This window comes from Rhodococcus sp. RDE2 (genome assembly GCF_020885655.1).
Classification (GTDB): Bacteria; Actinomycetota; Actinomycetes; order Mycobacteriales; family Mycobacteriaceae; genus Rhodococcus; species Rhodococcus pyridinivorans.
In genome coordinates this window covers 1,347,773-1,372,359 of record NZ_AP025186.1, presented here as the reverse complement: position 1 = coordinate 1,372,359, position 24,587 = coordinate 1,347,773, and the positions used below count along the sequence as shown (strand labels likewise).

General features: G+C 68.4%; 20 protein-coding genes and 1 pseudogene. 10 read left to right on the top strand and 11 right to left on the bottom strand.

Annotated elements, in window-relative coordinates:
- Positions 1–66: 66 nt before the first annotated feature.
- Together LPH33_RS06475 and LPH33_RS06470 are read left to right on the top strand one after the other, a co-directional pair.
- Complete coding sequence (locus LPH33_RS06475) at positions 67–618, top strand: CGNR zinc finger domain-containing protein (RefSeq protein WP_229567492.1); 552 nt, start codon at positions 67–69, stop codon at positions 616–618.
- A 112-nt stretch (positions 619–730) separates the two neighbouring features.
- The gene (locus tag LPH33_RS06470) at positions 731–1,393 is read left to right on the top strand and encodes a pentapeptide repeat-containing protein (RefSeq protein WP_145692706.1); all 663 of its coding nucleotides are present in this window, start codon (positions 731–733) and stop codon (positions 1,391–1,393) included.
- Between the two features lie 150 nt (positions 1,394–1,543).
- Here the strand turns inward: LPH33_RS06470 and LPH33_RS06465 are convergent.
- The 4 genes and pseudogenes from LPH33_RS06465 to LPH33_RS06450 all read right to left on the bottom strand — a co-directional run.
- Positions 1,544–1,762: pseudogene (locus tag LPH33_RS06465) on the bottom strand (FAD-dependent oxidoreductase); the annotation flags it as partial.
- A 70-nt stretch (positions 1,763–1,832) separates the two neighbouring features.
- A complete protein-coding gene (locus LPH33_RS06460; RefSeq protein ID WP_016693884.1) occupies positions 1,833–2,498 on the bottom strand; it encodes a potassium channel family protein in 666 nt (221 codons plus the stop codon).
- Entirely contained in the window at positions 2,491–3,846 is a 1,356-nt protein-coding gene (locus LPH33_RS06455; RefSeq protein WP_145692778.1) for a TrkH family potassium uptake protein, read from the bottom strand. The genes LPH33_RS06460 and LPH33_RS06455 overlap by 8 nt, the downstream gene beginning before the upstream one ends.
- Positions 3,847–3,923: 77 nt before the next feature.
- Positions 3,924–5,147 (bottom strand): MFS transporter, encoded by a 1,224-nt coding sequence (locus tag LPH33_RS06450; RefSeq protein ID WP_229567488.1) that lies wholly within the window; start codon positions 5,145–5,147, stop codon positions 3,924–3,926.
- Positions 5,148–5,223: 76 nt separating this feature from the next.
- On the opposite strand from LPH33_RS06450, the gene LPH33_RS06445 reads away from it, so the two are divergent.
- The gene (locus tag LPH33_RS06445; RefSeq protein WP_145692708.1) at positions 5,224–6,102 is read left to right on the top strand and encodes a LysR family transcriptional regulator; all 879 of its coding nucleotides are present in this window, start codon (positions 5,224–5,226) and stop codon (positions 6,100–6,102) included.
- 22 nt (positions 6,103–6,124) lie between these two features.
- On the opposite strand, the gene LPH33_RS06440 is transcribed toward LPH33_RS06445, so the two are convergent.
- From LPH33_RS06440 to LPH33_RS06425, 4 genes are read right to left on the bottom strand one after another with little or no spacing between them, the layout of a single operon-like run.
- Entirely contained in the window at positions 6,125–7,552 is a 1,428-nt protein-coding gene (locus tag LPH33_RS06440; protein ID WP_229567486.1) for a xylulokinase, read from the bottom strand.
- Positions 7,549–8,481 carry a carbohydrate kinase family protein gene (locus LPH33_RS06435; protein ID WP_229567485.1) on the bottom strand — a complete coding sequence of 311 codons (933 nt, stop codon included), beginning with the start codon at positions 8,479–8,481 and terminating at the stop codon, positions 7,549–7,551. Before LPH33_RS06435 ends, LPH33_RS06440 begins: the two co-directional genes overlap by 4 nt.
- Positions 8,478–9,950 carry a mannitol dehydrogenase family protein gene (locus tag LPH33_RS06430; protein WP_229567483.1) on the bottom strand — a complete coding sequence of 491 codons (1,473 nt, stop codon included), beginning with the start codon at positions 9,948–9,950 and terminating at the stop codon, positions 8,478–8,480. The genes LPH33_RS06435 and LPH33_RS06430 overlap by 4 nt, the downstream gene beginning before the upstream one ends.
- Before the next feature lie 6 nt (positions 9,951–9,956).
- A complete protein-coding gene (locus LPH33_RS06425; protein WP_016693891.1) occupies positions 9,957–10,976 on the bottom strand; it encodes an NAD(P)-dependent alcohol dehydrogenase in 1,020 nt (339 codons plus the stop codon).
- An 84-nt stretch (positions 10,977–11,060) separates the two neighbouring features.
- Between LPH33_RS06425 and LPH33_RS06420 the strand changes: the two genes are divergently transcribed.
- The 7 genes from LPH33_RS06420 (at position 11,061) to LPH33_RS06390 (ending at position 17,773) form a co-directional block, all read left to right on the top strand.
- Entirely contained in the window at positions 11,061–12,167 is a 1,107-nt protein-coding gene (locus LPH33_RS06420) for a sugar-binding domain-containing protein (RefSeq protein WP_016693892.1), read from the top strand.
- 56 nt (positions 12,168–12,223) lie between these two features.
- A complete protein-coding gene (locus LPH33_RS06415; RefSeq protein ID WP_186455247.1) occupies positions 12,224–13,534 on the top strand; it encodes an ABC transporter substrate-binding protein in 1,311 nt (436 codons plus the stop codon).
- Entirely contained in the window at positions 13,531–14,496 is a 966-nt protein-coding gene (locus LPH33_RS06410; RefSeq protein ID WP_145692713.1) for a carbohydrate ABC transporter permease, read from the top strand. The genes LPH33_RS06415 and LPH33_RS06410 overlap by 4 nt, the downstream gene beginning before the upstream one ends.
- A complete protein-coding gene (locus LPH33_RS06405) occupies positions 14,493–15,383 on the top strand; it encodes a carbohydrate ABC transporter permease (RefSeq protein WP_145692714.1) in 891 nt (296 codons plus the stop codon). Before LPH33_RS06410 ends, LPH33_RS06405 begins: the two co-directional genes overlap by 4 nt.
- A gap of 33 nt (positions 15,384–15,416) precedes the next feature.
- On the top strand, positions 15,417–16,496 hold the full coding sequence (locus LPH33_RS06400; protein ID WP_229567482.1) for an ABC transporter ATP-binding protein: 1,080 nt from the start codon (positions 15,417–15,419) through the stop codon (positions 16,494–16,496).
- Between the two features lie 37 nt (positions 16,497–16,533).
- Positions 16,534–17,088, top strand: coding sequence for a sugar O-acetyltransferase (locus tag LPH33_RS06395; protein ID WP_016693897.1), 555 nt, complete (start codon positions 16,534–16,536; stop codon positions 17,086–17,088).
- Between the two features lie 100 nt (positions 17,089–17,188).
- Positions 17,189–17,773 (top strand): hypothetical protein, encoded by a 585-nt coding sequence (locus LPH33_RS06390; RefSeq protein WP_229567480.1) that lies wholly within the window; start codon positions 17,189–17,191, stop codon positions 17,771–17,773.
- 22 nt (positions 17,774–17,795) lie between these two features.
- On the opposite strand, the gene LPH33_RS06385 is transcribed toward LPH33_RS06390, so the two are convergent.
- From LPH33_RS06385 to LPH33_RS06375, 3 genes are all read right to left on the bottom strand, one after another.
- The gene (locus LPH33_RS06385) at positions 17,796–19,223 is read right to left on the bottom strand and encodes a lipase maturation factor family protein (RefSeq protein WP_229567479.1); all 1,428 of its coding nucleotides are present in this window, start codon (positions 19,221–19,223) and stop codon (positions 17,796–17,798) included.
- Positions 19,224–19,365: 142 nt separating this feature from the next.
- Entirely contained in the window at positions 19,366–21,243 is a 1,878-nt protein-coding gene (recD, locus tag LPH33_RS06380; RefSeq protein ID WP_229567477.1) for an exodeoxyribonuclease V subunit alpha, read from the bottom strand.
- A gap of 8 nt (positions 21,244–21,251) precedes the next feature.
- Positions 21,252–24,584, bottom strand: a complete 3,333-nt coding sequence (locus tag LPH33_RS06375) for a UvrD-helicase domain-containing protein (RefSeq protein ID WP_229567476.1) — start codon at positions 24,582–24,584, stop codon at positions 21,252–21,254.
- Between the last annotated feature and the right edge of the window lie 3 nt (positions 24,585–24,587).

Below are 24,587 nucleotides of genomic sequence, written 5' to 3'. Positions count from 1 at the left end.
CCGGGCATTCCTGTGGGTTCCGAGCTTCGATAGCAGTCATGTCCACCACCATGATGTAATGGCCTTATGCATCTCAACCCTTACGGCGAGTATGCGGTCCTCCTCGCGGCGTCACTGGCCGGCGACTGGCCCGACGATCGGGACGGCATCATGGCCCGTACCCGCGAGGTGGGCATGACCATGGACTTCCCGACCGCGCCCGACGACCATCCACGCACCCGTGAGGTCATCGACGACTGGCTCGCCATCGTCGACGCGTCCGACCCCAGGGAACGTGCGCGCTTGCTCAACGCGCAGATGGCCACCGCAGCGGCCTATCCCCGGCTGACCGATCACGACGGCGAGGGGTGGCACCTGCACTACCGCGACGAGGTCCAGCCGCTCCCCGACGTACTGCGCGCGGTGATCAGTGTCGGCACGGCACTGCACCTCACCACTCGCGGAATGCACCGCCTCCACCGGTGCGCCGCAGCGAGCATCCCGACCAACCCGTGCTCGGCCGTGGTCGTGGACATCACCCGCAACGGCCGCCAGCAGTACTGCTCCGTGCGTTGCGCGAACCGCGCTGCAGTGCGCCGGCACCGAGCGCGAGCGGCCCAGCAGCGTCGACCCGCATAGCCCGAGTAGCACATCGCAATCGGGAACGGGCCTGTCCCCCACGTTCCCCCGAACCCGACGGGTTGGGAAGCTGGACCGCAGACACCCCACCGATCCGGAGGCCCCGAGAACCATGGCTGCTCGTTCCACCACCCACCCGCCGAGGATCGACGCCCCGGACCTCGGCGTCCTCACCGACGCGGACGGCGACGAGTTGCTCGCGCACGGAATCTTCGAGAACAGCCGCTACACCGACACCGACCTGACGGGTCGTGATCTGGCCGGGATCATCCTGTCCGAATGTTCGCTCGTCGCACCGATCGTCGCCGACAGCGACCTCACGAGCGCACGCCTGCGCGACACTCTGGTCGAGCGCATGCAGGCACCGAATCTGTTCGCGCCGCGCAGCGGCCTGCACCGCGTGCACATCCGGGACAGCCGGATCGGTGCGCTGGACCTCTTCGACGCGGATCTGCGCAGCGTCACGATCGCGGATTCGAAACTCGGCCTGGTCAATCTGCGGGCCGCCACGGGACGCGACGTGCTCTTCCGCGGCTGCATCCTCGACGAACTGGATCTGGGAGGCGGCACGTTCACCCGCGTCGCCTTCGAGGACTGTTCCGTCGGCGTCCTCGACGTCGACCGCGCAACCCTCGACCAGGTGGATCTGCGCGGCCTGCGGATCGACACGATCCGCAACATGGGCGGGATGAAGGGCGCGACCATCGACGCCCACCAGGCCGTAGCCCTGGCAGGGCAGTTCGCCGCCCATCTCGGTCTGCGAGTGGAGGATTGATCTCACCGACCACTCGACGGGTCAGACCCGTTCGGATGGGCCCGACGCGACGTCGAACGACGCGACGTCGAACGACGACAACTCCCGCAACATCCGGTCCGTCGATCACGGCCAGCACTCGCTCGTTGAAGGAATCCTGCACGGCACGAAGCGGTTCCATCCCTGCATCTCCGCGAACGAACAGGAATAGAGCGCCGACGGCACATCGCACGTACAGCCGGGACAGGTGTTGTCGCGCCAGGTTCCCGCGACGGCGTCCGCCTTCTCGAGAACGACGAAGTTGTCGATCCCGTGTCGGAGCAACTGGACGGCGGCACCGAGACCGGAGATGCCGGCGCCGACGATCACCACATCGTAGCGGTAATACATGCTGCCCGCCGTCACACCAACACGCAGCGGTGCTGCGGCCGCCCTTCCTTTCCCATCGCACGGTTCGGCGTCAGGCCAATTCGGCGAAGCGTTCGGTCTCGCGCGCCTGCCCGGAGACGATGATCGTGTCGCCGGGAGAGATCACGGTGTCGGCCGCGGCGTAGGTGAATCCCTCCCCCGGCCGTTTGATCGCCACCACCGTCACGCCGTATCGACTTCGTATCGTCGTCTGCGACAAGGGCTTTCCCACAGCGAATGCCGGTGCGACGGTCTTGACCATGGCGAAGCCGTCGTCGAACTCGATGTAGTCCATCATCCGCCCACGCACCAGGTGCGCAACGCGTTTACCCATGTCGTGCTCGGGTCGCACGACATGATGCACACCGATCTGGGTGAGGATCCGGGCGTGCGCGTTGCTGATCGCCTTGGCCCACACATTCGGTACCGCCATGTTGATCAATGCCGAGGCGGTGAGGAGGCTCGCCTCGAGATCGGACCCGATACCGACGACGGCCCGGTCGTATTCGTGTACCGACAATTGTCGAAGTGATTCCTCATCGGTGGTGTCGGCTACGGCGGCGTGGGTGAGCCGACCGGACACCTTCTCGATCACCGCTTCGCTCGCATCGATACCGAGCACCTCGGTGCCCTGAGCCATCAACTCGAGGGCAAGAGACTTGCCGAACCGCCCGAGTCCGAGGACGACGACGACGTCGGCGGCTGGTTTCCTAGCCAATGAAGGGCCTTTCTGTGGGTAGTTCGTAGCGACGACCACGGTCGCGTGCCGCCAACGCGCTGACCAGCGTGACAGGTCCGATCCTGCCCAGGTACATCAACACCACCAGAATCAATTGCCCCCAGGCCGGCAACTGAGCGGTGATTCCAGTGGACAGCCCTACGGTCGCGAACGCCGAGGTGACCTCGAACAGCAGTACGTCGAGGTCGAACGCGGTACCGGCGAGAAGCACGAGGGTCGGCACCATCACCAGCGCCACGCCGATCAGTGCCACCGCCAGGGCCTGGCGTTGGAGACGTGGATCTATGCGCCGGTCGAACACCGTCACGGACTTCTCGCCCCGTACCTCGGCGGCGATGACGAACAACAGCAGGGCGAATGTGGTGACCTTGATACCGCCGGCGGTGCCGCCGCTTCCACCTCCGATGAACATCAGCACATCGGTCACCAGCAATGTCGCATTGTCCACCTGGGCGTAGTCGACGCTGTTGAACCCCGCTGTGCGCGGCATGACGCCCTGGAATGTGGCCACGAGCAGCTTCGCACCCCAGTCGTGGCCACGTAGGGTGTGATTCCACTCGAGAAGCAGGACCAGCAGCGGGCCGACCACCAGAAGCACCGCAGTGACAACGATCGTCAACCGGGTATGCAGCGTCCAGCGCGTTCGGTGTCCTCGCAGGTGCCGGCCGAGCTCGAACAGCACCGGAAACCCGATGCCGCCGAGGATCACCGCAGCCATCAACGGCACACAGATCCACGGATCGTCGGCGAACCCGACGATGTTGTCGCTGTAGAGCGCGAACCCGGCGTTGTTGAACGCCGAGATCGCGTGGAAGACCCCCAACCACACCGCGCGGACCGGGGTCTCGTCGTAGCCCACCGCGAAGCGGATCGCCAGGGCCGACGCCACGGCGATTTCGATGAGCACGCTGGTACGCACAACACCGATGACGACGCTGCGGACGTCGCCGAGTCCGGACGTACGGACCTCTGCCGCAGCGTTGAGACGGGCCTTCAGGCCGATCCGATCGGCCAGCACCAAGCCGATCAACGAGGCCATCGTCATGATGCCGAACCCACCCACCTGGATCAGCCCCACGATCACCCCTTGACCGAATCCGGACCAGTAGGTGGGTGTGTCCACGATGATCAGGCCGGTCAGGCACATCGCGGAAGTCGCAGTGAACAGCGCCGCCATCATCCCTGCGCCGACTCCGGACTGCGTCGCGGCCGGTGTCAGCAGTACGACCGTGCCCACCACGATCGCCGCGGCGAAGCCCAGCGCCACCACCCGGGCGGGGCTGTGCGTCAGCCGGGCCGCGAGCCGCCGGATCGGCGCGGACACCACATCGGTGCGACTACTCACATCGCCGAACCCTAGACCCGTCGGCCGCGAACCCGGAATACCGGGGGACCGCTACCGCGTCAGGCGTTCCCACATCGCTCGACGCGAAGGCACTCCCGCGCGCGCCTCACACCCCGCATCTCCCGAATCCAGAGGCACACCCCGCATGCGGGGAAGACTGCGCCCAGCACGCACACCGCCTTCCACCCTCCACCGAAGTACACGAGGGTGGACAGCACACTTCCGAGCGATCCTGCGAGGAAGTAGCAGGTCATATAGGCGGTGTTGAGCCGGCTCCGCGCATCGGACCGAAGCGGGTAGATCAGGCTCTGGTTGCTGATGTGTGTTCCCTGTATCCCCAGATCCAGCAGCGCGACCCCGATCGCCAGAGCGACGACGTGACGCTCCCCGACGGCGAGCAGGAGGAAACTCACCGCGGTGACGGCGACGAAGAAGCCGGTCTGACGACGCGCATATCCCCGGTCGGCGAGAGCACCCGCCACACGGGCGGCCAACGCACCCGCGACCCCGTAGAGGGTGAACATCCCGATGCGCGCATCGGACCATCCGTATCCCGGTCCGGCGAGGAGGAATCCCACACTCGTCCAGAACACCCCGAACGACGCGTACGTCAGTGCACCGTACGCAATTCGTTGCCGCAGAACGGCTTCGGCGGACACCAATCGGATCACCGAGGCCAGCACCGCACGGTACCCGGCATCGGTGGTGGGGACCGACTCCGGCAGGGTGCGGATCAACAGCACAGTGAGCAGCATCAGCGCCGCTGCGCATACGAATACCGCTCGCCAGCCTGCCACCTCGGCAATCAGTCCTGCCACTACGCGGGACAGCAGGATGCCCAGCAACAGACCGGTCATCACGTTGCCGATGACACGTCCACGTTCGTCGTCGCGGGCGAGACTCGCCGCGAAAGGCACCAGCACCTGGCCCACGACCGATCCCGTACCGACCAGGACGGCACACGCCGCCAGAATCCGCCAGTCCGGTGACCATGCCATGATCAGCAGGCCGGCAGCGGTGGCGAAGAGCATCCAGCGCAGAAGTGTCCGTCGTTCGACCATGTCCCCGACAGGAACGAGGAACGCCAGGCCCAGCGCGTACCCGATCTGTCCGGCCGTGACCACGAGCCCGACCTCGGCAGTGGAGGCGTCGAAGGTGTCGGCGATGGCGCCGACCAGCGGCTGCGCGTAATAGCTGTTGGCCACCACCAATCCCGATGCAAGGGCCATCACCGCGACGAGTCGGCGATCCATGCGAGGCGTCGAGGTATCGGTACGTGACATGAATCCGATCCTCGAATGCCACCCATTGATCTGTCCAACGGGATAAATCAATCGGATCCAGAAGTAGAATCGATCAATGGAATTTCGTCAGCTCCGCCATTTCCTGGCGGTCGTCGAGCACGGCCACTTCACCCGTGCCGCCGAATCCGTGCACCTGTCCCAATCGGCCCTCAGCGCCTCCGTCCGCGCGTTGGAGAACGAGCTGGGAACACCGCTGTTCGAACGCACGACCCGCTCGGTGGTCCCGACCGATGCCGGCAAGGTGCTCTATCCCTATGCGCAGAGAATGCTCGGGGAGGCGCAGGATGCGGTGGCCGCTGTCGGACGGTTGCGGACCGGAGAACTGGGCACATTGACGCTGGGGACGGTGCAGACGTTCACCGTGGTGGACCTCCCCGCACTGCTGGCTCGCCTGCACGGCAGGTTTCCGGGAATCGGAGTGACGCTGAGGGAAGCGACCACGGACGAACTCTTCGATGCCGTGACCACAGCGGAGCTGGACCTGGCGTTCGTCGCGCTCGATGCACGCCCGCTCCCGTCGGGGCTGACTGCGCTCCGGACCTACCGTGAGGAACTGACCGTCGTCGCGGCTCCGGATCATCCGCTCGCAGCTGTAACGGAAATCGACATACACGCCCTGCAGTCCTGTTCGTTCGTCGACTTCCAGGCGGGCACCGGTCTGCAGACCACGATCGAGTCGCTGTTCGCGGCCGCGGGAGTGCGACGACACATCACGTTCCGGGTCGGCGACATGGACCGTCTCCTCGAACTGGTCCGCTACGGCCTCGGCGTGGCGGTCGTGCCCGAACCGATCGCGCAGCGCAGCGGGCTTCGACGGATTCGCATGAACACCGGAAACCGTTGCCGCACCCTCGCACTCGTCGGACGCGCCACCGCGTCCCACAACAGGGCCGCGAGACTCTTCCTCGACCTGCTCGCCGAGCCGATCGTGTGACCCCCGTGCCGAACGGGTGTTCTCACCCCACCGAGGGTGACTCCCGGGCAATGTCCGAACCGTCCGTCAGGTCCCGCACCTCCGCGTAGCGCTCCCGCACGTGCGGTGTCGGGTCGGCCTCGTAGTGGCGTGTCGCGCCGGATTCCCACGATGGGGGTTCGTCGTCTCCGCGCAGCACCCACGCGGCCTGTCTGGCGGCGCCGCGCGCCACGTACTCCCCCGGTTCGGGAACGTCGACAGGCATGCCCAGCACCGCCGGCGCCAGCTCGCACACCGCCTGCGAGCGCGCCCCACCGCCGACGAGCAGCACCCGCCGGACCTCGGTGCCCTGCGCCCGGATGTGGTCGATGCCGTCGGCCAGCGAACACAGCAGGCCCTCGAACGCCGCGCGGGCGAGATGCGCGGGAGTCGCCGTTCCGAGCCGCAGCCCGTGCAGTGCGCCGGTCGCGCCGGGACGGTTCGGGGTACGTTCCCCTTCCAGATACGGGACCAGCACGAGTCCGTCGCTGCCGGCCGGCGCCGAGAGTGCGAGCCGCGTGAGCTCGGTGTGGTCGACGCCGAGCATCGTCGCGGTGGCGTCCAGTACCCGGGCCCCGTTGAGCGTGCACACCAGTGGCAGATGCCGGCCGGTCGCGTCGGCGAATCCCGCGACGTAACCGTCCGCATCGCGGGCCGGTGTCGTGGACACCGCGCACACCACGCCCGACGTGCCGATCGAGACGACCACATCGCCTTCGCGGACGTCGAGGGCCAGCGCGCTCGCCGCATTGTCGCCGGCCCCCGGACCGAGCAGGGCACCGGCGACCGTCTCACCGACGCTCTCGGCCGGCCCGGCGACCCGCGGAAGGATCGGGCTCGGCCGGCGCAGGGCCAGTTCGAGCAGATCCCGGCGGTAGGTGTCCGTGGATGCGTCGAAGTAGCCGGTGCCGCTCGCGTCGCTGCGATCGGTGGCGAGCCGGTCGAGGTCGCGGTCGGTGCGCATCGTCCACGTCAGCCAGTCGTGCGGCAGGCACAGCGCCGCGGTGCGGTCGGCGTTGCCGGGTTCGTGGTCGGCGAGCCAGCGGGCCTTCGCGACGGTGATCGCGGCGAGCGGGACCACCCCCGCGGCCTCGGCCCATGCGGCCGAGCCACCGGCCTCGTCGACGAGATCGGCTGCTGCCGCGGCGGATCTCGTGTCGTTCCACAGCAGCGCGTCACGGACCACGTCGCCGCGATCGTCGAGGCACACCATGCCGTGCTGCTGCGCTCCCACCGAGATCGCCGCGACGTCGTCGAGCCCGCCCGCTTCGGAACACGCCCGATCGAAGGCGGCGCGCCACTCCAGCGGGTCCACCGCGGTGCCGGGTGGATGCGGAGCGCGACCTTCGCGCACGACGGCTCCGGTGTCGGCGTCGCACACGACGACCTTGCACGACTGGGTGGACGAATCGATCCCGGCGACGAGCGTCATCGTCCCGCCTCCCGGGCCGCGGTGCGGTCGGCCAGCGTGGGCAGGTCGGCGCCGGCGCGCGCGACGGTCAGACCGGACGTCCACGCGGCGGTGTCGAGTACGTCGCGCAGGTCGTCGATCCCGATGCCGCGCAGCCGTTCCCGATGGTCGGCACCGAGGAGTCCGCAGGTCCACAATCCGTCGAGCAGACCGGTGGTGAAGGCGTCGCCGGCGCCGACCGTGTCGACAACCTCGACCCGCACGGCGGGCACCTCGACGGTTCCGGCCGCACACAGCGCCACCGCACCGCGTTCTCCGCGGGTCACCGCGACGATCGCCGGCCCTCGCGAGAGCCAGTCCCGTGCGGTGTCGAGCGGGTCGCGGTCGGGCGCGAACCACGTCAGGTCCTCGTCGCTGGCCTTGACCACATCGGCGAGCGAGACGAGGCGTTCGATCCGTTCCCGTCCGCGCGCCGGGTCGTCGAGCAGTGCCGGGCGGACGTTCGGGTCGAAGCTCACCGTGGACGTTCCCGACTGCTGCGCAACCAGTTCGGCGACGAGATCGCACCCGGGTTCGAGCACCGTCGCGATGGACCCGGTGTGCACGAGCACGGCGTCCACCGACGGTGGCGGCTCGACCGGATCCCAGACGATGTCGAATTCGTACTTCGCGGAGCCCTTCTCGTCGATCTCCGCGTGTGCGGTCGCCGTGCGCTCGGCTGCCGCGCTGCCCGGTGTCAACGACACACCGGAGGCTGCGAGATGGTCGACGATCCGCCGTCCGCGGGCGTCGGTGCCGACGCGGGTCGTGAACTGCACGGGCCGGTCGAGCCGCCCCAGACCGAGCGCGACGTTGAGCGGGCTCCCGCCCACATGCTCGACGGGTTCGGCACCGCCGCGGTGGACGATGTCGACGAGGGCTTCTCCGACGACGAGGGCGTGGCCGTTCATTCCGGCTCTCCCGGAAGTTCCTTCAGCGTGGCGCGGGCGCCGTCGTTGTGCAGGGCGTTGAGCGCCCAGGTGTAGGCGTCGACGAAGCGGTGGTTCTGCGCGAGATCGCCGAAGACCTCGGTGTTCTCGATGAAAGCGGTGGGATGCGTGAGTTGTCGTCGCGCGATCGGGACGAGCGTGTCGGCGAGCCGGTCGACCACCTCGATCGGTTGCCCCTGTTCGTCGACGCCTTCGGCGTAGCGCGCCCACGAGGCGACGATCGCCGCGGACGACTGCACGTGACCACCGGTGGCCAGGTTCTCCCGAATCACCGGCACCAGCCACTTCGGGATGCGATCGGACGACTCGGCGCACAAGCGGGCGATCGTGTCCCGGATCTCGGGGTTCGCGAACCTCTCGATGAGGGTGGTCTTGTACTCGTCGAGATCGATGCCCGGCACCGGTTTCAGGGTAGGTGTCGCTTCGGTGTCCATGTACGCACGGACGAATCCGGCGAGGAGCGGATCCTGCGCGGCCTCGTGGACGAGCCGGTAGCCCATGAGATACGCGAAATAGCAGAGCCCCTGGTGACCGGCGTTGAGCAGGCGCAACTTCATCAGCTCGTAGGGAGCGACGTCCTCGACGATCTGCACTCCCGCATCCTCGAAGGGCGGTCGCCCGTCGGCGAAGGCCTCCTCGAGGACCCACGAGGTGAAGGGCTCGGCGGCGACCGGCCAGCGGTCCTGCACGCCGAAGCGTTCGGACAGCGCCGAGACCACCTCGTCGGTGGTCACCGGGGTGATCCGGTCGACCATCGAGTTGGGGAAACGGACGTGCTCGGTGATCCATTCCGCGAGATCCGGATTCAGGAGGCGCGCGTATTCGGTGAAGACGCGGCGCGCGACACTTCCGTTGCCCTCGATGTTGTCGCACGACATCACCGTCGGAGCGCGCAGTCCCCGCTCCCGTCGCCGGGCGAGAGCCTCGGTGACGAGACCGAATACGGTGGCCGGGGGTTCGCCGGACCGCAGATCGTGTTGCACGGCCGGATCGTCGACGTCGAACTCGCCGGTGTCGTGACGGATGTTGTAACCGCCCTCGGTGACGGTCAGCGAGATGATCCGGGTGGTCGGGGCCGCGAGGAGCTCGATGACCGCCTCGGGATCGTCGGGGGCGTAACGGTAGTCGACGATGGAGCCGATCACCCGCGGCTCCCACGTGCCGTCGGGGTGGGTGAGCACCAGTGTGTACAGGTGGTCCTGCGCGGCGAGCGCCTCCTGCATACGGCGATCACCGGGGAGCACCCCGACACCGCAGATACCCCATTCCTTCGCCTTCCCCTGTTCGAGGAGCCGGTCGACGTACATCGCCTGGTGCGCGCGGTGGAATCCGCCCACACCGAAGTGCACGATGCCGACGGAGACGTCGTCGCGCCGGTAGCTCGGGACGGGCACGCCCAGCTCGGGCAGGGTCTGCTCGTTCACCTGCATGGATCTTCAGTCCTTTCCCGCCGGATCGGTCACGTCCACGACGGCCTTGATGTTTCCGGGTGTCCGGTCGGATTCGAGCGCGTCGGCGGTCTTGTCGAGGGGGAACCGGGCGGTGACCATCGAGTCGAGATCGACCCGGCCCGCCTCGACGAGTGCGAGCGCGGTCGGCCACGTGTTCGCGTAGCGGAACACACCGGTCAGGATCAGTTCGCGGTTCTGGACGAGCTGCACCGGCAGGGTCATCGTCTCCGCGCCGGATCCGACGAGGACGACGGTGCCGCCGGGACGGACCGCGCGGATACCCGAGTCGACGGCGGCGGGGGCACCGGACGCGTCGATGTAGGCGTCCACGCGCAGGGCCGACGGATCGTCGAGGCGGGGATCGAGCGCAGCGCTCGCCCCGAACGACAGTGCGGTCTCGCGTCGTCGTTCGTCGAGGTCGGTGACGACGACCTCGACCGCACCGAAGGCGCGCGCGACCTGGGTGACGACGATGCCGACGGGCCCGGCGCCGGTGACGAGGACACGGGAGCCGGCAGTGACGCGGGCCTTGCGGACAGCCGCGATGCCGACCGACAGCGGCTCGCACAGCGCGGCGGCGTCGTCGGACACGGTGTCCGGAACGGGATGGGCGAAGGCCGCCCCGATGGTGACGTACTCGCACAGCGCGCCGTCGACGGGCGGCGTGGCGTAGAAGCGCATGTGCGGGCACAGGTTGTAGTCGCCGCGGCGCGTCTCCTCGGTGAGTGGGTCGGGACGTTGCGGTTCGATCGAGACCCGCTCGCCGATCCGGCTCTGCGGAACACCGTCCCCGACCGCGACCACGACCCCGGACGCCTCGTGGCCGAGCACGATCGGATCGGTCACGACGAACTCGCCGATCCGCCCTTCGCGGTAGTAGTGCGCGTCCGAGCCGCACACCCCCACGGTGGTCACCCGGACGAGGACGTCGCCGGGCTCCGGTACAGGTAGAGGCCGTTCCTGCATCTCGATGCGGCCCGGTTCGAGAAGCACGGCAGCACGCATCGTGTCCGGGAGCGTCGGGCGAACTGTTGTGTGGGTCACACTCCGATGCTAACGTACTGAGCAGATGCACGCACCCCTGAGCAGATGCTCACGGAGCGCGACGAAGACTGCTCGCACCAAGGAGAGCTCGTGACCGCCCCCGGCCCCGCCAACATCCCGGACACGGAGAGCCCGGTATCCACCGAGGATCTCCGTCTCGCCGTGCGGGCCGCGACGCTCTACTACCTCGACGGCCTCACGCAGGCGGAGGTGGCGCAACGCCTCGGCGTCTCCCGCCCCACCGCCGGCAGGCTCGTCGCGCGCGCTCGCGCCCAGGGTCTGGTGCGCATCGAGGTCACCGTGCCACCCACCTGGCGCGACGACCTGCACGCCGAGACCGAACGGGCACTCGAGGAGCGCTACGGACTCGTCGAGGCCGTCGTGGTCGGGCGCCGCGTCGACGACGCCGGCCCGATCGAGGACTCCGCGAGCTTCGCTGCCCTCGGACGCGCCGCCGCCGGCCTGCTCACCCGCCGCCTCCGCCCCTCCGACACCCTCGGATTCACGTGGGGTCCGGAAACGGTCGCCGTGGCGCAGGCCCTCCCGTCCGGTGTCGCCAGTTGCGCGACGATCGTCCAGCTCGACGGATCCATCTCCACGAGCGCCTACCAGACCGGCACCGAGTTCGTCCTCGGCCGCTGCGCCGAACAACTTCGGGCACAACCGCTCCGGCTTCCCACACCGCTGTACGCCGATCCGTCCACGGTCGCGTCGATGCGCACCGACTCACTGATCTCCCGCACACTCGAGGTCGGACGCCGCGCCGAGGTGATGATCTTCGGTGTGGGCGCGGTGTCGACCTCGACCACTCTGTTCGAGGGTAGTTTCCTCGACACCGCGATGCTCCACGAACTCGACGGCCTCGGTGCGGTCGGCGAGATCGGCGGCCGGTTCTTCCGCGCCGACGGCACCGCCGTGCACGGCGAACTCGAGACCCGCACCATGTCGGTCCCCCTCGACGACGTCCGCGACTGCCCCGCCACCATTCTCGTCACCGGCGGACAGTCCAAGCACCGCGCTGTACTCGGTGCTCTCCGAGGCGGTCTCGCGAACATGCTCGTCTGCGACATCGCGTGCGCCCAGTACCTGCTCGACCATCCCGACCACGCCCTCGAGAACGGCACCCCGAAGGACGAGGCACCACCGAAATGAGGTAGACCATCGTGCCTACAGCAAGAAGATCCATCCGCACGGCCGCGGCAGGAGCCGTGGCCCTGAGCGTCGCACTGACCGGTTGTGCCGGTGCAGGATCGATCGGTACGTCCGGCCGCACCGTCACCATCGCGATGGTGTCGAACTCCCAGATGCAGGACGCACAGCAACTCGCGTCGCAGTTCGAGGCCGAGAACCCGGAGATCGACCTGAAGTTCGTCACGCTCTCCGAGAACCAGGCCCGCGCCAAGATCACCGCATCCACAGCGATGGGCGGCGGCGAGTTCGACGTCGTGATGATCAGCAACTACGAGACGCCCCAGTGGGCGGAGTACGGCTGGCTCACGAACCTGTCGCCGTACATCGAGCAGACCGACGGCTACGACGCCGACGACATCATTCCCTCGCTGCGCGACGCACTCTCGTACGAGGGCGACCTGTACTCGGTGCCCTTCTACGGCGAATCGTCGTTCCTGATGTACCGCAAGGACCTGTTCGAGCAGGCCGGCATCACACTGTCCGATCCACCGACCTGGACCGAGGTCGCCGAGGCCGCAGCGCAACTCGACGGCCCCGACATCAACGGCATCTGCCTGCGCGGCAAGCCCGGCTGGGGTGAGCTGCTCGCACCGCTCGACACCGTCATCAACACCTTCGGCGGACGGTGGTTCGACGAGAACTGGAATGCGCAGCTGAACAGCCCCGAGGTACGCGAAGCGGTGCAGTTCTACGTCGACCTCGTCCGCGAGTACGGTCAGCCCGGTGCCGCGACGAGCGGATTCAGCGAGTGCGCAACGCAACTCGCGCAGGGTCGGGTCGCCATGTGGTACGACTCCACCTCGGCCGTCTCGACTCTCGAGGATCCCGCGTCGAGCAACGTCGTCGGCAAGATCGGCTACGCGGCCGCGCCCGTCCAGGAGAAGGATCCCTCGGGCTGGCTCTACACGTGGTCGCTCGGTATCCCCGCGAGCAGCGAGCACACCGAGGACGCGTGGAAGTTCATCTCGTGGATGACCGACCAGCAGTACCTGCGCACCGTCGGCGAGCAACTCGGCTGGGAGCGGGTGCCGCCGGGCAGCCGACTGTCGACCTACGAGATCCCCGAATACGCCGAAGCCGCCGCGGCCTACGGTCCGATCACCCTCGAATCCATCGAAGGAGCCGACCAGCAGAACCCCACGGTCGACCCCGTCCCGTACACGGGCATCCAGTTCGTGGCCATCCCCGAGTTCCAGGATCTCGGCACCCGGGTCAGCCAGCAGATCAGCGCCGCCATCGCCGGACGGCAGAGCGTCGAGGACGCCCTCGACCAGGCACAGAAGTACGCCGAGGCCGTCGGCGCGACCTACCGGGAGAAGGACCAATGACCGCACCTGCAGCGCAGCGTCCCGCACCGGACGCCGACGAGCGAATCCGCGCCGTACGGGAAGCGAAGGAGGAACAGATCTCCCGCGCCGAAGGATGGCGCCGCCGCGGACCCCTGCTCCCGGCCCTGATCTTCACGATCGTGGTCACGCAGATCCCGTTCCTGTTCACGCTGTACTACTCGACCCAGTCGTGGAACCTCGTCAGCCCCGGTTCCCGCCGGTTCGTCGGGCTCCAGAACTACGTCGACGTCTTCCAGGACAGCCAGTTCTGGCAGGTCACCCTGAACACGGTGATCCTCATCGTCGGCACGGTCCTGATCTCCGTGATACTCGGGTTGCTCCTCGCGCTCCTGCTCGATCGGGCGTTCCTCGGACGCGGTATCGCACGGACCCTGCTCATCACGCCGTTCCTCGTCACCCCGGTCGCCAGTGCGCTGATCTGGAAGACGTCGATGTTCGATCCCGTCTTCGGCATCATCAACTTCGTACTCTCCCCCTTCGGAGTGGGCGAGGTGGACTGGATCAGCCGATTCCCGCTCCCGGCCGTGATGGTCGCGCTGGTGTGGCAGTGGACGCCGTTCATGATGCTGCTCATCCTCGCCGGACTGCAGTCGATGCCCCGCGACATCCTCGAGGCCGGCCGCGTCGACGGCGCCGGAGCGTTCGCACTGTTCCGCGAACTGACGCTGCCGCACCTGCGCCGGTTCATCGAACTCGGCACCGTTCTCGGCGCGATCTACTTGGTGAACACGTTCGACGCGATCTACATGATGACCCAGGGCGGACCCGGCACGGCCAGCTCCAACCTGCCGTTCTACATCTACCAGCGCGCGTTCCTCGGCTTCGACATCGGCCAGGCCGCGGCAATGGGTGTCGTGGTCGTCATCGGCACGATCGTCATCGCCACCTTCGCACTGCGCCTGATCTTCACATCGTTCACCGGCAAGGAGGAAGCGGCATGAGCACCACGGCCACGGAGCCGCAGGCTTCGGACACCACGGAACCCACCGGCCGTGTCATGCGCACGGCCCGGAAACGCAAGAACCGCAAGTTCAATCCCTGGGGTGTGGTCGCGTGGATCGCCGCCATCGGATTCTTCTTCCCGGTCTTCTGGATGGTGCTCACCGCCTTCAAGCAGGAGGCCGACGCCTACTCCGACCCCCCGAAGTTCTTCTTCACCCCCACCCTCGACCAGTTCCGGGCGGTGTTCGAGACCGGAGTGGGCACGGCCTTGCTCAACTCGGCGTTCGCCACCATCGTCTCGACGGTCCTGGTCCTGTTGCTCGGTGTACCGGCGGCCTTCGCGCTGTCGCTGCGTCCGGTGAAGAAGACCAAGGACGTGCTGTTCTTCTTCATCAGCACGAAGATGCTGCCGATCGTCGCCGCGATCATCCCGCTGTACGTGATCGTCGCGAACCTCGGTCTGCTCGACAACATCTGGGCCCTGGTCATCCTGTACACGGCGATGAACCTGCCCATCGCGGTGTGGATGATGCGGTCGTTCTTCCTCGAGGTCCCGGGCGAGCTGCTCGAGGCGGCGAGCATGGACGGTGCGAGCCTGTGGACCGCGGTGCGCGAGCTGATCCTGCCGCTCGTCTCCCCCGGTATCGCCGCAACCGCCCTGATCTGCGTGATCTTCTCGTGGAACGAGTTCTTCTTCGCCGTCAACCTGACCGCAGTTCAGGCGCAGACGATGCCCGTCTTCCTCGTCGGCTTCATCACCGGTGAAGGTCTGTACTGGGCCCGGTTGTCCGCCGCCGCGACGATGGCGGCGCTGCCCGTCGTGCTCGCGGGCTGGCTCGCCCAGAACAAGCTCGTGCGCGGCCTGTCGTTCGGCGCCATCAAGTAGACCCGATTCCCCTTACCAGCAAGGACTTCCACCATGGCCGACATCACCTACCGCAACGCCTCGTGCATCTACGAGAACTCCGACACCTTCGCGGTCGATTCGCTGAACCTCGACATCGAGGACGGCGAGTTCGTGGTCCTCGTCGGACCGTCCGGATCCGGCAAGAGCACCGCGCTGCGCATGCTCGCCGGACTCGAGGACATCGACGAGGGGTCGATCTCCATCGGCGGCAAGGACATGACCGGTGTGCCGTCGAAGGACCGCGACATCGCGATGGTCTTCCAGAACTACGCGCTGTACCCGAACAAGACGGTTGCCGAGAACATGGGATTCGCCCTGAAGATGCGCGGTGTGAGCGCCGACGAGCGCCGCCGCAAGGTCGAGGAGGCAGCGAAGATCCTGGACCTGACCCAGTTCCTCGACCGCAAGCCGGCCAAGCTGTCGGGTGGTCAGCGCCAGCGCGTGGCGATGGGACGCGCGATCGTGCGTGAGCCCCAGGTGTTCTGCATGGACGAGCCGTTGTCGAACCTCGATGCGAAGCTGCGCGTGCAGACCCGCACCGAGATCGCGGCGCTGCAACGCCGTCTCGGCACCACCACCGTCTACGTCACACACGACCAGGTCGAGGCGATGACGATGGGTGATCGCGTCGCCGTCCTGAAGAACGGAGTGCTGCAGCAGTTCTCCAGCCCCACCGAACTCTACGACCGCCCCGCCAACGCGTTCGTCGCCGGTTTCATCGGCTCACCGTCGATGAACCTGCTCCGCGCGAAGGTCGTCGACGACGGAGTCGTCGTGGGCAGCACCGTCATCCCCGTCGAACGCGACCGCATCGCGCGACTGCACTCCGCAGGCATCGATGAGGTCACCGCCGGGATCCGGCCCGAGGACTTCGAGATCGCCGACGAGGGCGTCGAAGCCGTCGTCGAACTCGTCGAGGAGCTCGGCAGCGAGTCGTACCTGTACACGCGGGTGCCCGGCACCGGCAATCAGGTGGTCGCGCGGGCACTGGTCCGTACCCCCGCGCGCCCCGCCGACACCGTGCACCTGCGCAAGCGCGAAGGTACGGTGCACCTGTTCCACGTCGACACCGGAGAGCGGGTGGGCGACTGACCCGGCGACGGAAGGATCCTCAGTGGGCGAGCAGTCGGTGGGCGAGCAGAAGGAACGGATGCTGGCCGGCGAACTCTACATCGCCGACGATCCCGAACTCGCCGCCGACGCGCTCCGGGCAGCGCTGCTGACCGAGAAGTACAACGCGTCGAGTGCAGCGGATCCGGATGCGCGTCGCGCACTGCTCGAGGAGTTGTTCGACTCGATCGGTGACGACGTGGAGATCCGGCCGCCGCTGCAGGTGGACTACGGATACCGGATCACCGTGGGGAACGGGACATTCGTCAACTTCGGCGCGATCATGCTCGACGTCGCGCCGATCACGATCGGCTCGGACGTGCAGATCGGCCCGAACGTGCAACTCCTCACCCCCACGCATCCGCTCGAGCCCGATCTCCGCCGCGCGAAGTGGGAATCGGCACAACCGATCACGATCGGCGACAACGTGTGGCTCGGCGGTGGCGCGATCGTCGGACCGGGCGTCACGATCGGCGAGAACACCGTCGTCGGAGCCGGCGCGGTGGTCACCCGCGACCTGCCGCCGAACGTCGTGGCGACGGGCGTACCCGCGCGGGTGACGCGCCGGCTCTGAAACGATCGGAGCCGCCTGCTCAGAGACGATCGGAGCCACCGGCTCAGTGACGATCGGAGCGGAACTTGCGTCGCTCTCGGCGCTCGCTATGCTGCCCCGCATGATCAGTCGCCGCACACGCCTCGTCAGCTTCGTCGTCGTCGCGGGTGCGGCACTCGTCGCGGCAGGGTGTTCGCGGAGCGTGGAGGGTGAGGCCACCGCATCCGGAGCACCCGCCGAGCCGGCGAGCACCAACGCCACCTCCTCGGCGCCGTCCACGACCACGACCACGACGGCCGCACCGAAGCCGGTCGACCCCGACGGCTACGCCGCGACCAGCGAGGGCGTGTACTACTTCGCGTCGCCGGGCGGACAGTTCGGATGTGCCATCCTCGTCCACACCACGCCCTTGACGGGCTGCCAGGGCACGATGCCGGCCAGTGCACCCCAGGTCCCCGGCAGCGGTGCGCCCGACGCCCTCGTGCCGGCGAACGCCCTGATGCTCGAAGGCGACGGCCCCGGAGAGTGGGTCAGCATCGGCGACATCGCGTTCACGGATTTCGGCGGTGCCCCGAAGACGCTGCCCCACGGCAGCACTCTCACGGTCGATCCGTTCACGTGCACCGTCGACGAGAAGACCGGTGTCACGTGCGAGACGGACGCCCACGGATTCACCGTGTCGGCGACCGGCGGCGAAGTCTGGTGATCGCGGCGGTGCTCGGGGGTGATCAGGGCAGGTCGTCCCGCGCCATCGGCATCATGAAATCGCCGATCTCGTCCCGCATCCACCACTGGCCCGTCGCGCGCCGTTCGGCGTGCGTCGCGAAGCGGTATCGGAACAGGCGGGCCCGCACCAGGCGCGGCGGTTCGTCCGGGAACGGGTTGTGCCGGAGCAGTTTCACGGTGGCCGGATCGTTCTCGAGCAGCTTGCCCGCGAACCGCGGGAACCACCCCGCGGCGTAGTCGCGGGAGATCCCCGCGAACCACATCAACCAGTCCAGACGCAGGTGGTACGGCGCGTACTGACGCGGCCTGCGGTACACGTCGCCCGGTTTGCCCTTGAACTCGTACTCGCGCCACTCCGTCGCCGGTGTCACCACCGCATCGGTGGTGCCTTCGACGATCACTTCCCGCCGGGTGCGTGTGACGGTGCCGAACGCGCCGTACGTGTTCACGAAGTGCCACTTGTTGAACGAGGCGTTCATCGCCTGCCGATGCGACATCATGTTCGCCACCGGCCAGTAGCTGAGCACCGCGACCAGCACGGTCAGTGCCACCACGGCGACGGTGAACGCGATCGGTGTCGGACCGTAGGTCGTGTCGGAGTCGATCAGCAACCCGTAGAAACTGTCGGGCACCACCGAGAGCGCGATGACGATGGTGATCCAGTTGAGCCACGCGAAGTTGCCGCTCGTCACCAGCCACAACTGCGTGACGATCATGATCAGTGCGGCGATCCCGGCGACCGGCTGCGGCAGGAACAACCCGAACGGCACGACGAGCTGCGTGAAGTGGTTACCCGCCACCTCCACCTTGTGCAGCGGCCGCGGGATCAGGTGGAAGTACCGGCTGAGCGGGCCGGGCATCGGCTGGGTTTCGTGGTGGTAGTACAGGCAGGTCAGGTCGCGCCAGCACCGGTCGCCGCGCATCTTGATCAGCCCGGCGCCGAACTCGAGGCGGAACAGCAACCAGCGCAGCAGGATCAGCACGAGCAGCGGCGGCGCGGTATCGGCGTTGCCCAGGAAGATCGCGAGCACACCGGCCTCGAGCAGCAGCGACTCCCAGCCGAACGAGTACCAGACCTGCCCGACGTTGACGATCGACAGGTACAGCAACCACATCACGAACCACACGAGCATGCAGACCACGAGCGGCAGCTGCTCCGTGACACCGAGCACGGTCACCACCGACAACACGAGACCCATCGCGGCGACCGCGGTGAACAGACCGTCGGAGTATCTCCAGTGGAACAGGCTCGGCGACTGCCGGAACGATGTGAGTGCCAGGAATCGGGGGGCGGGAAGGATGCCGCGTTCGCCGATCAGCGCCCGGAACTGCAGCAGGGCCGCGAGGAAGGCCACGGCGTACAGCACCGCGAGTCCACGGGTGACCAGCAGCCGCCCGATCGTGTACCCGTCCGCGTCCAACCAGTCCATCGCTCGGCTCGTTCGTCGTCTGTCGTGCGCGCCATCTCGAGCATGCCACGTCCCGTTCGCCGGCGGAGACGGTCTCGCGACGATGGAACCGGACTCGTCCTCATCCGGTCGAGCGCGGAGGTCGACGACCGCTGACGACCGGCTACACGCGAATCTCCCGTCGCAGCCCGCTCGCTCGGAGCACCTGCCGTGCCACGCCCGCGCGTACCGCGTCCTCGGTCCCGATGATCCGCACGTGCGACCGCGCACGTGTGATCGCGGTGTACAGCAGTTCGCGGGTGAGCAGCGCCGATCCGGAATCGGGCAGCACCACCGAGACGGTGCCGTACTGGCTGCCCTGGCTGCGGTGGATCGTCATCGCGTAGACGGTGCTCACCGCCGGGAGCTGACTCGGGCGCAGTTCGAACGGTGTCTCGCCGCGGGCGAACGCCGCGACGAGTTCGTCGCCGCGCCGCACCACCACGCCGGTGTCACCGTTGTAGATCTGCATGTCGTGGTCGTTCGCGGTGACGAGCAGCGGCCGGCCGGGGTACCAGCTCTCGGGGTCGAGGCGCTGCCCGGCGGCCTCCCCGATCCATTCGGCGGCCTGCCGCGCCCACCACTGCACGCCGGCCGGGCCGTCGCGGTGCGCGCACAGCAACCGGTGTTCCTCGAAGCGCTTCAGCGCCGTGTCGACGTCCCCCGTCTCGGCGGCCTTGGTGACCTCGGCGGCGGAGCGGACGATGTCGTCGCGCAGGGCGTCGAGGTCGTGGGGAGATAGGAACGACACCTTCGGGTCGCCGCTGCGCAGGATCTTCAGTACCTCATCGGCTTCACCCTCGCGTACGGCAACGGCCAGCTTCGCGATTGCGCCACCGAAGCGGCGGCCACGGCTCAGGCGCACGACACCACCACCGAGCCGGGCGCGTTGGGCCGGAGTGAAGGCCGCCTCGGCCGGGTCGTCGGCGGCCGCCAGATCGCGGGCGACGACCCGTTCGAAGACCGGATCGAGGGTGCCGCCGACCGGGCTCCCCACCAGATCGGCCAGCACGGCACCGGCGTCGACGGAGGCGAGCTGATCGGGGTCGCCCACGAGGACGAGCCGGGTGTCGGGCCGCACTGCCTCGAGCAGGCGGCACATCATCGTCAGCGACACCATCGACGTCTCGTCGACGACGATCACGTCGTACGGCAGATGGTTGCCCGCGTGGTAGCGGAAGCGGGTGCGGCCGCGCTGCCAGCCGAGCATCCGGTGCACGGTCATGGCGGTGAGATTCGGCGGCAGACCCAGCTCGGTCTCCTGCTCACGCACCGACTCCTGCAGGCGCGCGGCGGCCTTACCGGTGGGAGCGGCCAGGCCGATGCGCAGCTCGTGCCCGTACAGACGGGTGAGCAGCGCGAGGATCCGCGCCACGGTGTGGGTCTTGCCGGTGCCCGGCCCGCCCGCGATCACCGTGGTCGGTCGGGTGGCGGCGAGCGCCGCCGCGACACGCTGACGGTCGGGTGCCGGCGCGGGCCGGGACGGATCGTCGGGATGGTGGAACAACTCGTCGAGCGTCGCCGCGATGCGCTCCTCGTCGAGGTCGGTGAAGGTCGCCGCGCGTTCGGCGAGCACCCGGCGGATCGTCTGCTCCTGCCGGAAGTACCGGTCGAGATACAGCAGCGGGCCTTCCGCGGTATCGACGAGACGCAACGGTCGCAGGGGCCCACGTTCGCCGCCGACCACGAGGGGGCTGCGACGCAGCGCCGCGAGCACGTCCTCGTCGCGGGGCCACGGCAGGCTCGCGGGGTCGACGACGGGATGACCGTCCGCGTCCTCCTCGACCGTGACCTCGCGGAAACGCGTGAGGTCGAGGCACACCGACCCGGATCGCACGGCACGCACAGCCAGCGCGGTGGCGAGATGCACGTGCGGGTCGTCCTCCCCGCCGAGTGCCGCGAGTCGCAGCGCGACGTGCACGTCGGCGGCGGAGAGTGCGCCCACCTCGTTGAACTGCCGCAGAGCACCCTTGCCGCGCTGGGCGATCCGAACGTCGGTCATGGACTCGATCACGAGATCACGGCCTTTCCGGCGAGGAGGTCGGACAGGTCGGTGACGAGGTCGGCCGGCGGATGCCAGTCGAACACCCCGCTACCGGGTGGACTGTCCGGTCCGGCCATGCCGCGGACGAACAGGTACTGCACGCCACCGAGGTGGACGTGCGGGTCGTAGTCGCGCATCCGCCACCGCAGATAGCGGTGCAGGGCAACGGAATAGAGCAGAGCCTGCATCGGATAGTGGGCACGGAGCATCTCCGCCGCCATCGACTCACGGGTGTAGTGGGCGGTGGTCAGTTCGTCGACGGGCGCGAGCCGGTTGGTCTTGTAGTCGACGACGACGAATCTCGGACCGTCGATGCGCAGCACGGCGTCGATACTGCCGTTGAGGTAACCCCGCAGCGGCACGGGTTCGAGGGTGCGCACCAGATCGGCGTAGGCCGCCATCGGATCGTCGGCGGGCAGGTGCCGGCGCAGCAACCCGCCGACCGCGTCGAGGGTGACGGTGACGGGCACCGGGCTGTCGCCTCCGGTGAGCGGCAACTCGAAGTCGAGCTCGGAGAGCCGGTCGGACGGAGTGAAGTCGGCGAGGGTCCGGCCGAGCGGCCCGAGCGGGGTGCGCATCACCGGGAGCAACGCCGCCGCGAGCTGGGCGGAATCGATCGGCGACATCTGGCGGCGCACCGTCTCGCGGCAGCAGTCGAGCAGTTCGGCTTCCAGGTCGGGGGCGGAGGTGTCGACGACCTCGAGGACGGCGTGCACCAACGTGCCGAAGACCGTGCCGCCGGGCAGTCCGTTCATCGGTGACGGAATGCCTTCGCGCGCCGGTTCCGTTGCGCTCAGCGGAGGCTCGGCCGGCTCGTCGGTCGTCACCGGTTCCTCCACCTCACCGCTCACCACTGGCGCATCGTGCACCGAGGCGGTGAGCGCCGAATAGGAGGTCCTGCGCCAGTTCTCGTCGACGACCCGATCGAAGCGCGCGGCGGCGAGAGGGCCGGTCTCCACGCGGGGGCGGGTCCAGCGCAACACCGGAATCGGATGCGACCCCACCGCTTCGGCGGCGATGACCCCGTCGGCGCGCGCGGCCCACCGGTCGAATTCCTCGGCCATGGCCTCGTCGTGGCCGATCCGGCCTTCCGCGGCGACCTCCGCCGAACCGGGGTCGCGGGCGAACAGCAACCGGTGCAGCGGCGACCGTGAGGTGGGTGTGGACGGCGCCCACCAGAGGGTGAGCGCACACTGCGCGCGCGTCACCGCCACGTACAGCAGGCGCAGTTCCTCCCCCGCCTCCTCGAGTTCGTGCTGACGCCGCCGCGCGACGTAACCGGGACCGCTCTTGCCGCCCACATCGAGGATGCGTCGGCCGTTCTCGTGCAGCAGCAGCTTGTCGGGCTCGGGGTTCTTCGCGGCATCCCACCCGTACGGGACGTGGACGACGGGGAACTCGAGTCCCTTGCTGCCGTGCACGGTGAGGATCTGGACCGCCGCGGCGTCGCTGTCGAGGCGCCGGATCCGGTCGGCCCCACCGCGGTCGGGGTCGTTGATGCGATCCTCGAGCCAGCGGGTGAGCGCGGCCGGCCCCAGCGACTGCGCCGAGGCGACATCCTCGAGCAGCTGTGCGACGTGCCGGATGTCGGTGAGGGTGCGTTCCCCGGACGGCTCGTCGAGGAGGCGGGCCTCGACCGAACCGAAGGACGCGAGGCGTTCGAAGACGGCAGCGAATCCGGTGCGGGCGTAGACGTCGTTCAGTTCGCGGAGCAGTCCGCCGACCTCCACGACCAGCGCTTCGCCCTCCGAATCGATGTCGGTCATCGTGCGGCCGAGCAGCGGGGTGAGCGCGGCGAGCCGGACGCGATCGGCGCGATGGGGCTGCTCGAGCGCATAGAGAACCCACAGCCAGTGCTGTGCGGACGGTGTGGCGAACACACTCGTGCCCCCGGCGACCACGCACGGCACGTTCGCCTTCGTCAGCGCGTCGTGGACGAGCGTCACCTGTTTGTGTTTGCGCACGAGGACCGCGATGTGCCCGGGTTGCACACGCTCGGGCCCGGAACCGAGGTCGACGGTGACGTTCTCGTCGTCGAGCAGGCGCACGATGTCGGCCGCCACGTCGCGAGCGACCCGCCCACGTAAGCCGTCGAGGTTCTGCGGGAAACCCCAGTCGTTGAGCGGACCGGCACCGGCGCGGGGCAGGTGACGCACCCGCAGGGGCGCGATACCCGAGAGCCGGGAATCGGCGGCTGCCGCCTTCACCGGGTTCACCACGATGCGGGGATCACCGAGAGCCGCACCGAGATGGACGTGTTCGAGCGCCCGGACGAGATCGCCGTCGCTGCGCCAATTGGTGGTCAGCTCGCAGTAGGTGTCGGATTCGGAGACGGCGTCGAGATAGCTGAGCACCTCCGCGCCGCGGAAGGCGTAGATCGCCTGTTTCGGGTCGCCGACGAGCACGAGCGTGCTGTGCCCGTGGAACGCCCGGCGCAGGATCTCCCACTGCTTGGGGTCGGTGTCCTGGAACTCGTCGACGAGGACGACGGAGAAGCGCGCACGCATCCGCCGGCAGGCGGCGTCGCCGTGCTCCGGATCGCCGAGCACCGCGTGCAGTAGGGACAACTGGTCGTCGAAGTCGCGCAGTCCGAGCCGGCGCTTGCGCCGTTCGACCTCCTCGCGGACCGCACGCGCGAATTCCACACGCTCGCCTGCCGCGGTGCCGTCGGCGTCGTTCGGTGCGAGTTCGGCCTGCGGGTCGAAGATCGCCTCCTTCGCGGCGACGGCCGCCTCGGCGTAGGTGATGGGGGCCTGTCCCCTGCCGTAGCGCCGCAGGTAGAGATCGTCGACGACCTCCACCCGCAGGTCGTCGACGTCCTCGACGACCGTGACGTCGGGTTCGCGTTCACCGGCGATCCCGAGTTCGTCGAGCATGCGGCGGCAGAAGCCGTGCGTGGTGGAAATGGTGCCGGAGTCGAAGTCGGACAACGCCTGTCGTAGGCGGGCCCGCCGCGCGTCGACGTCCTCGCTCGCGAGATGACGGACGAGCATGTCGGTGCTCGCCCGCGCGCTCTCGGGATCGGCGAGGGCGGTGGCGACCTGCGCGAACCGGTTCCGGGTACGTTCGCGCAGTTCCTGCGTCGCAGCCCGGCTGAAGGTGACGAGCAGCAGATCCGACAGGTGGGCGCGCCCTTCGGCGACGAACCGGGTGGCGAGCCCGACGATCGCGTACGTCTTCCCCGTTCCCGCGCTGGCCTCGAGAACGGTGGTGCCGCTCGGGAGCCGGCCGAGCAGATCGAAGCCTGCCGGCGGCGGACCGCCCGCGGCGCGCGGATCGGTGATGGCGGTATCGGGCACGCT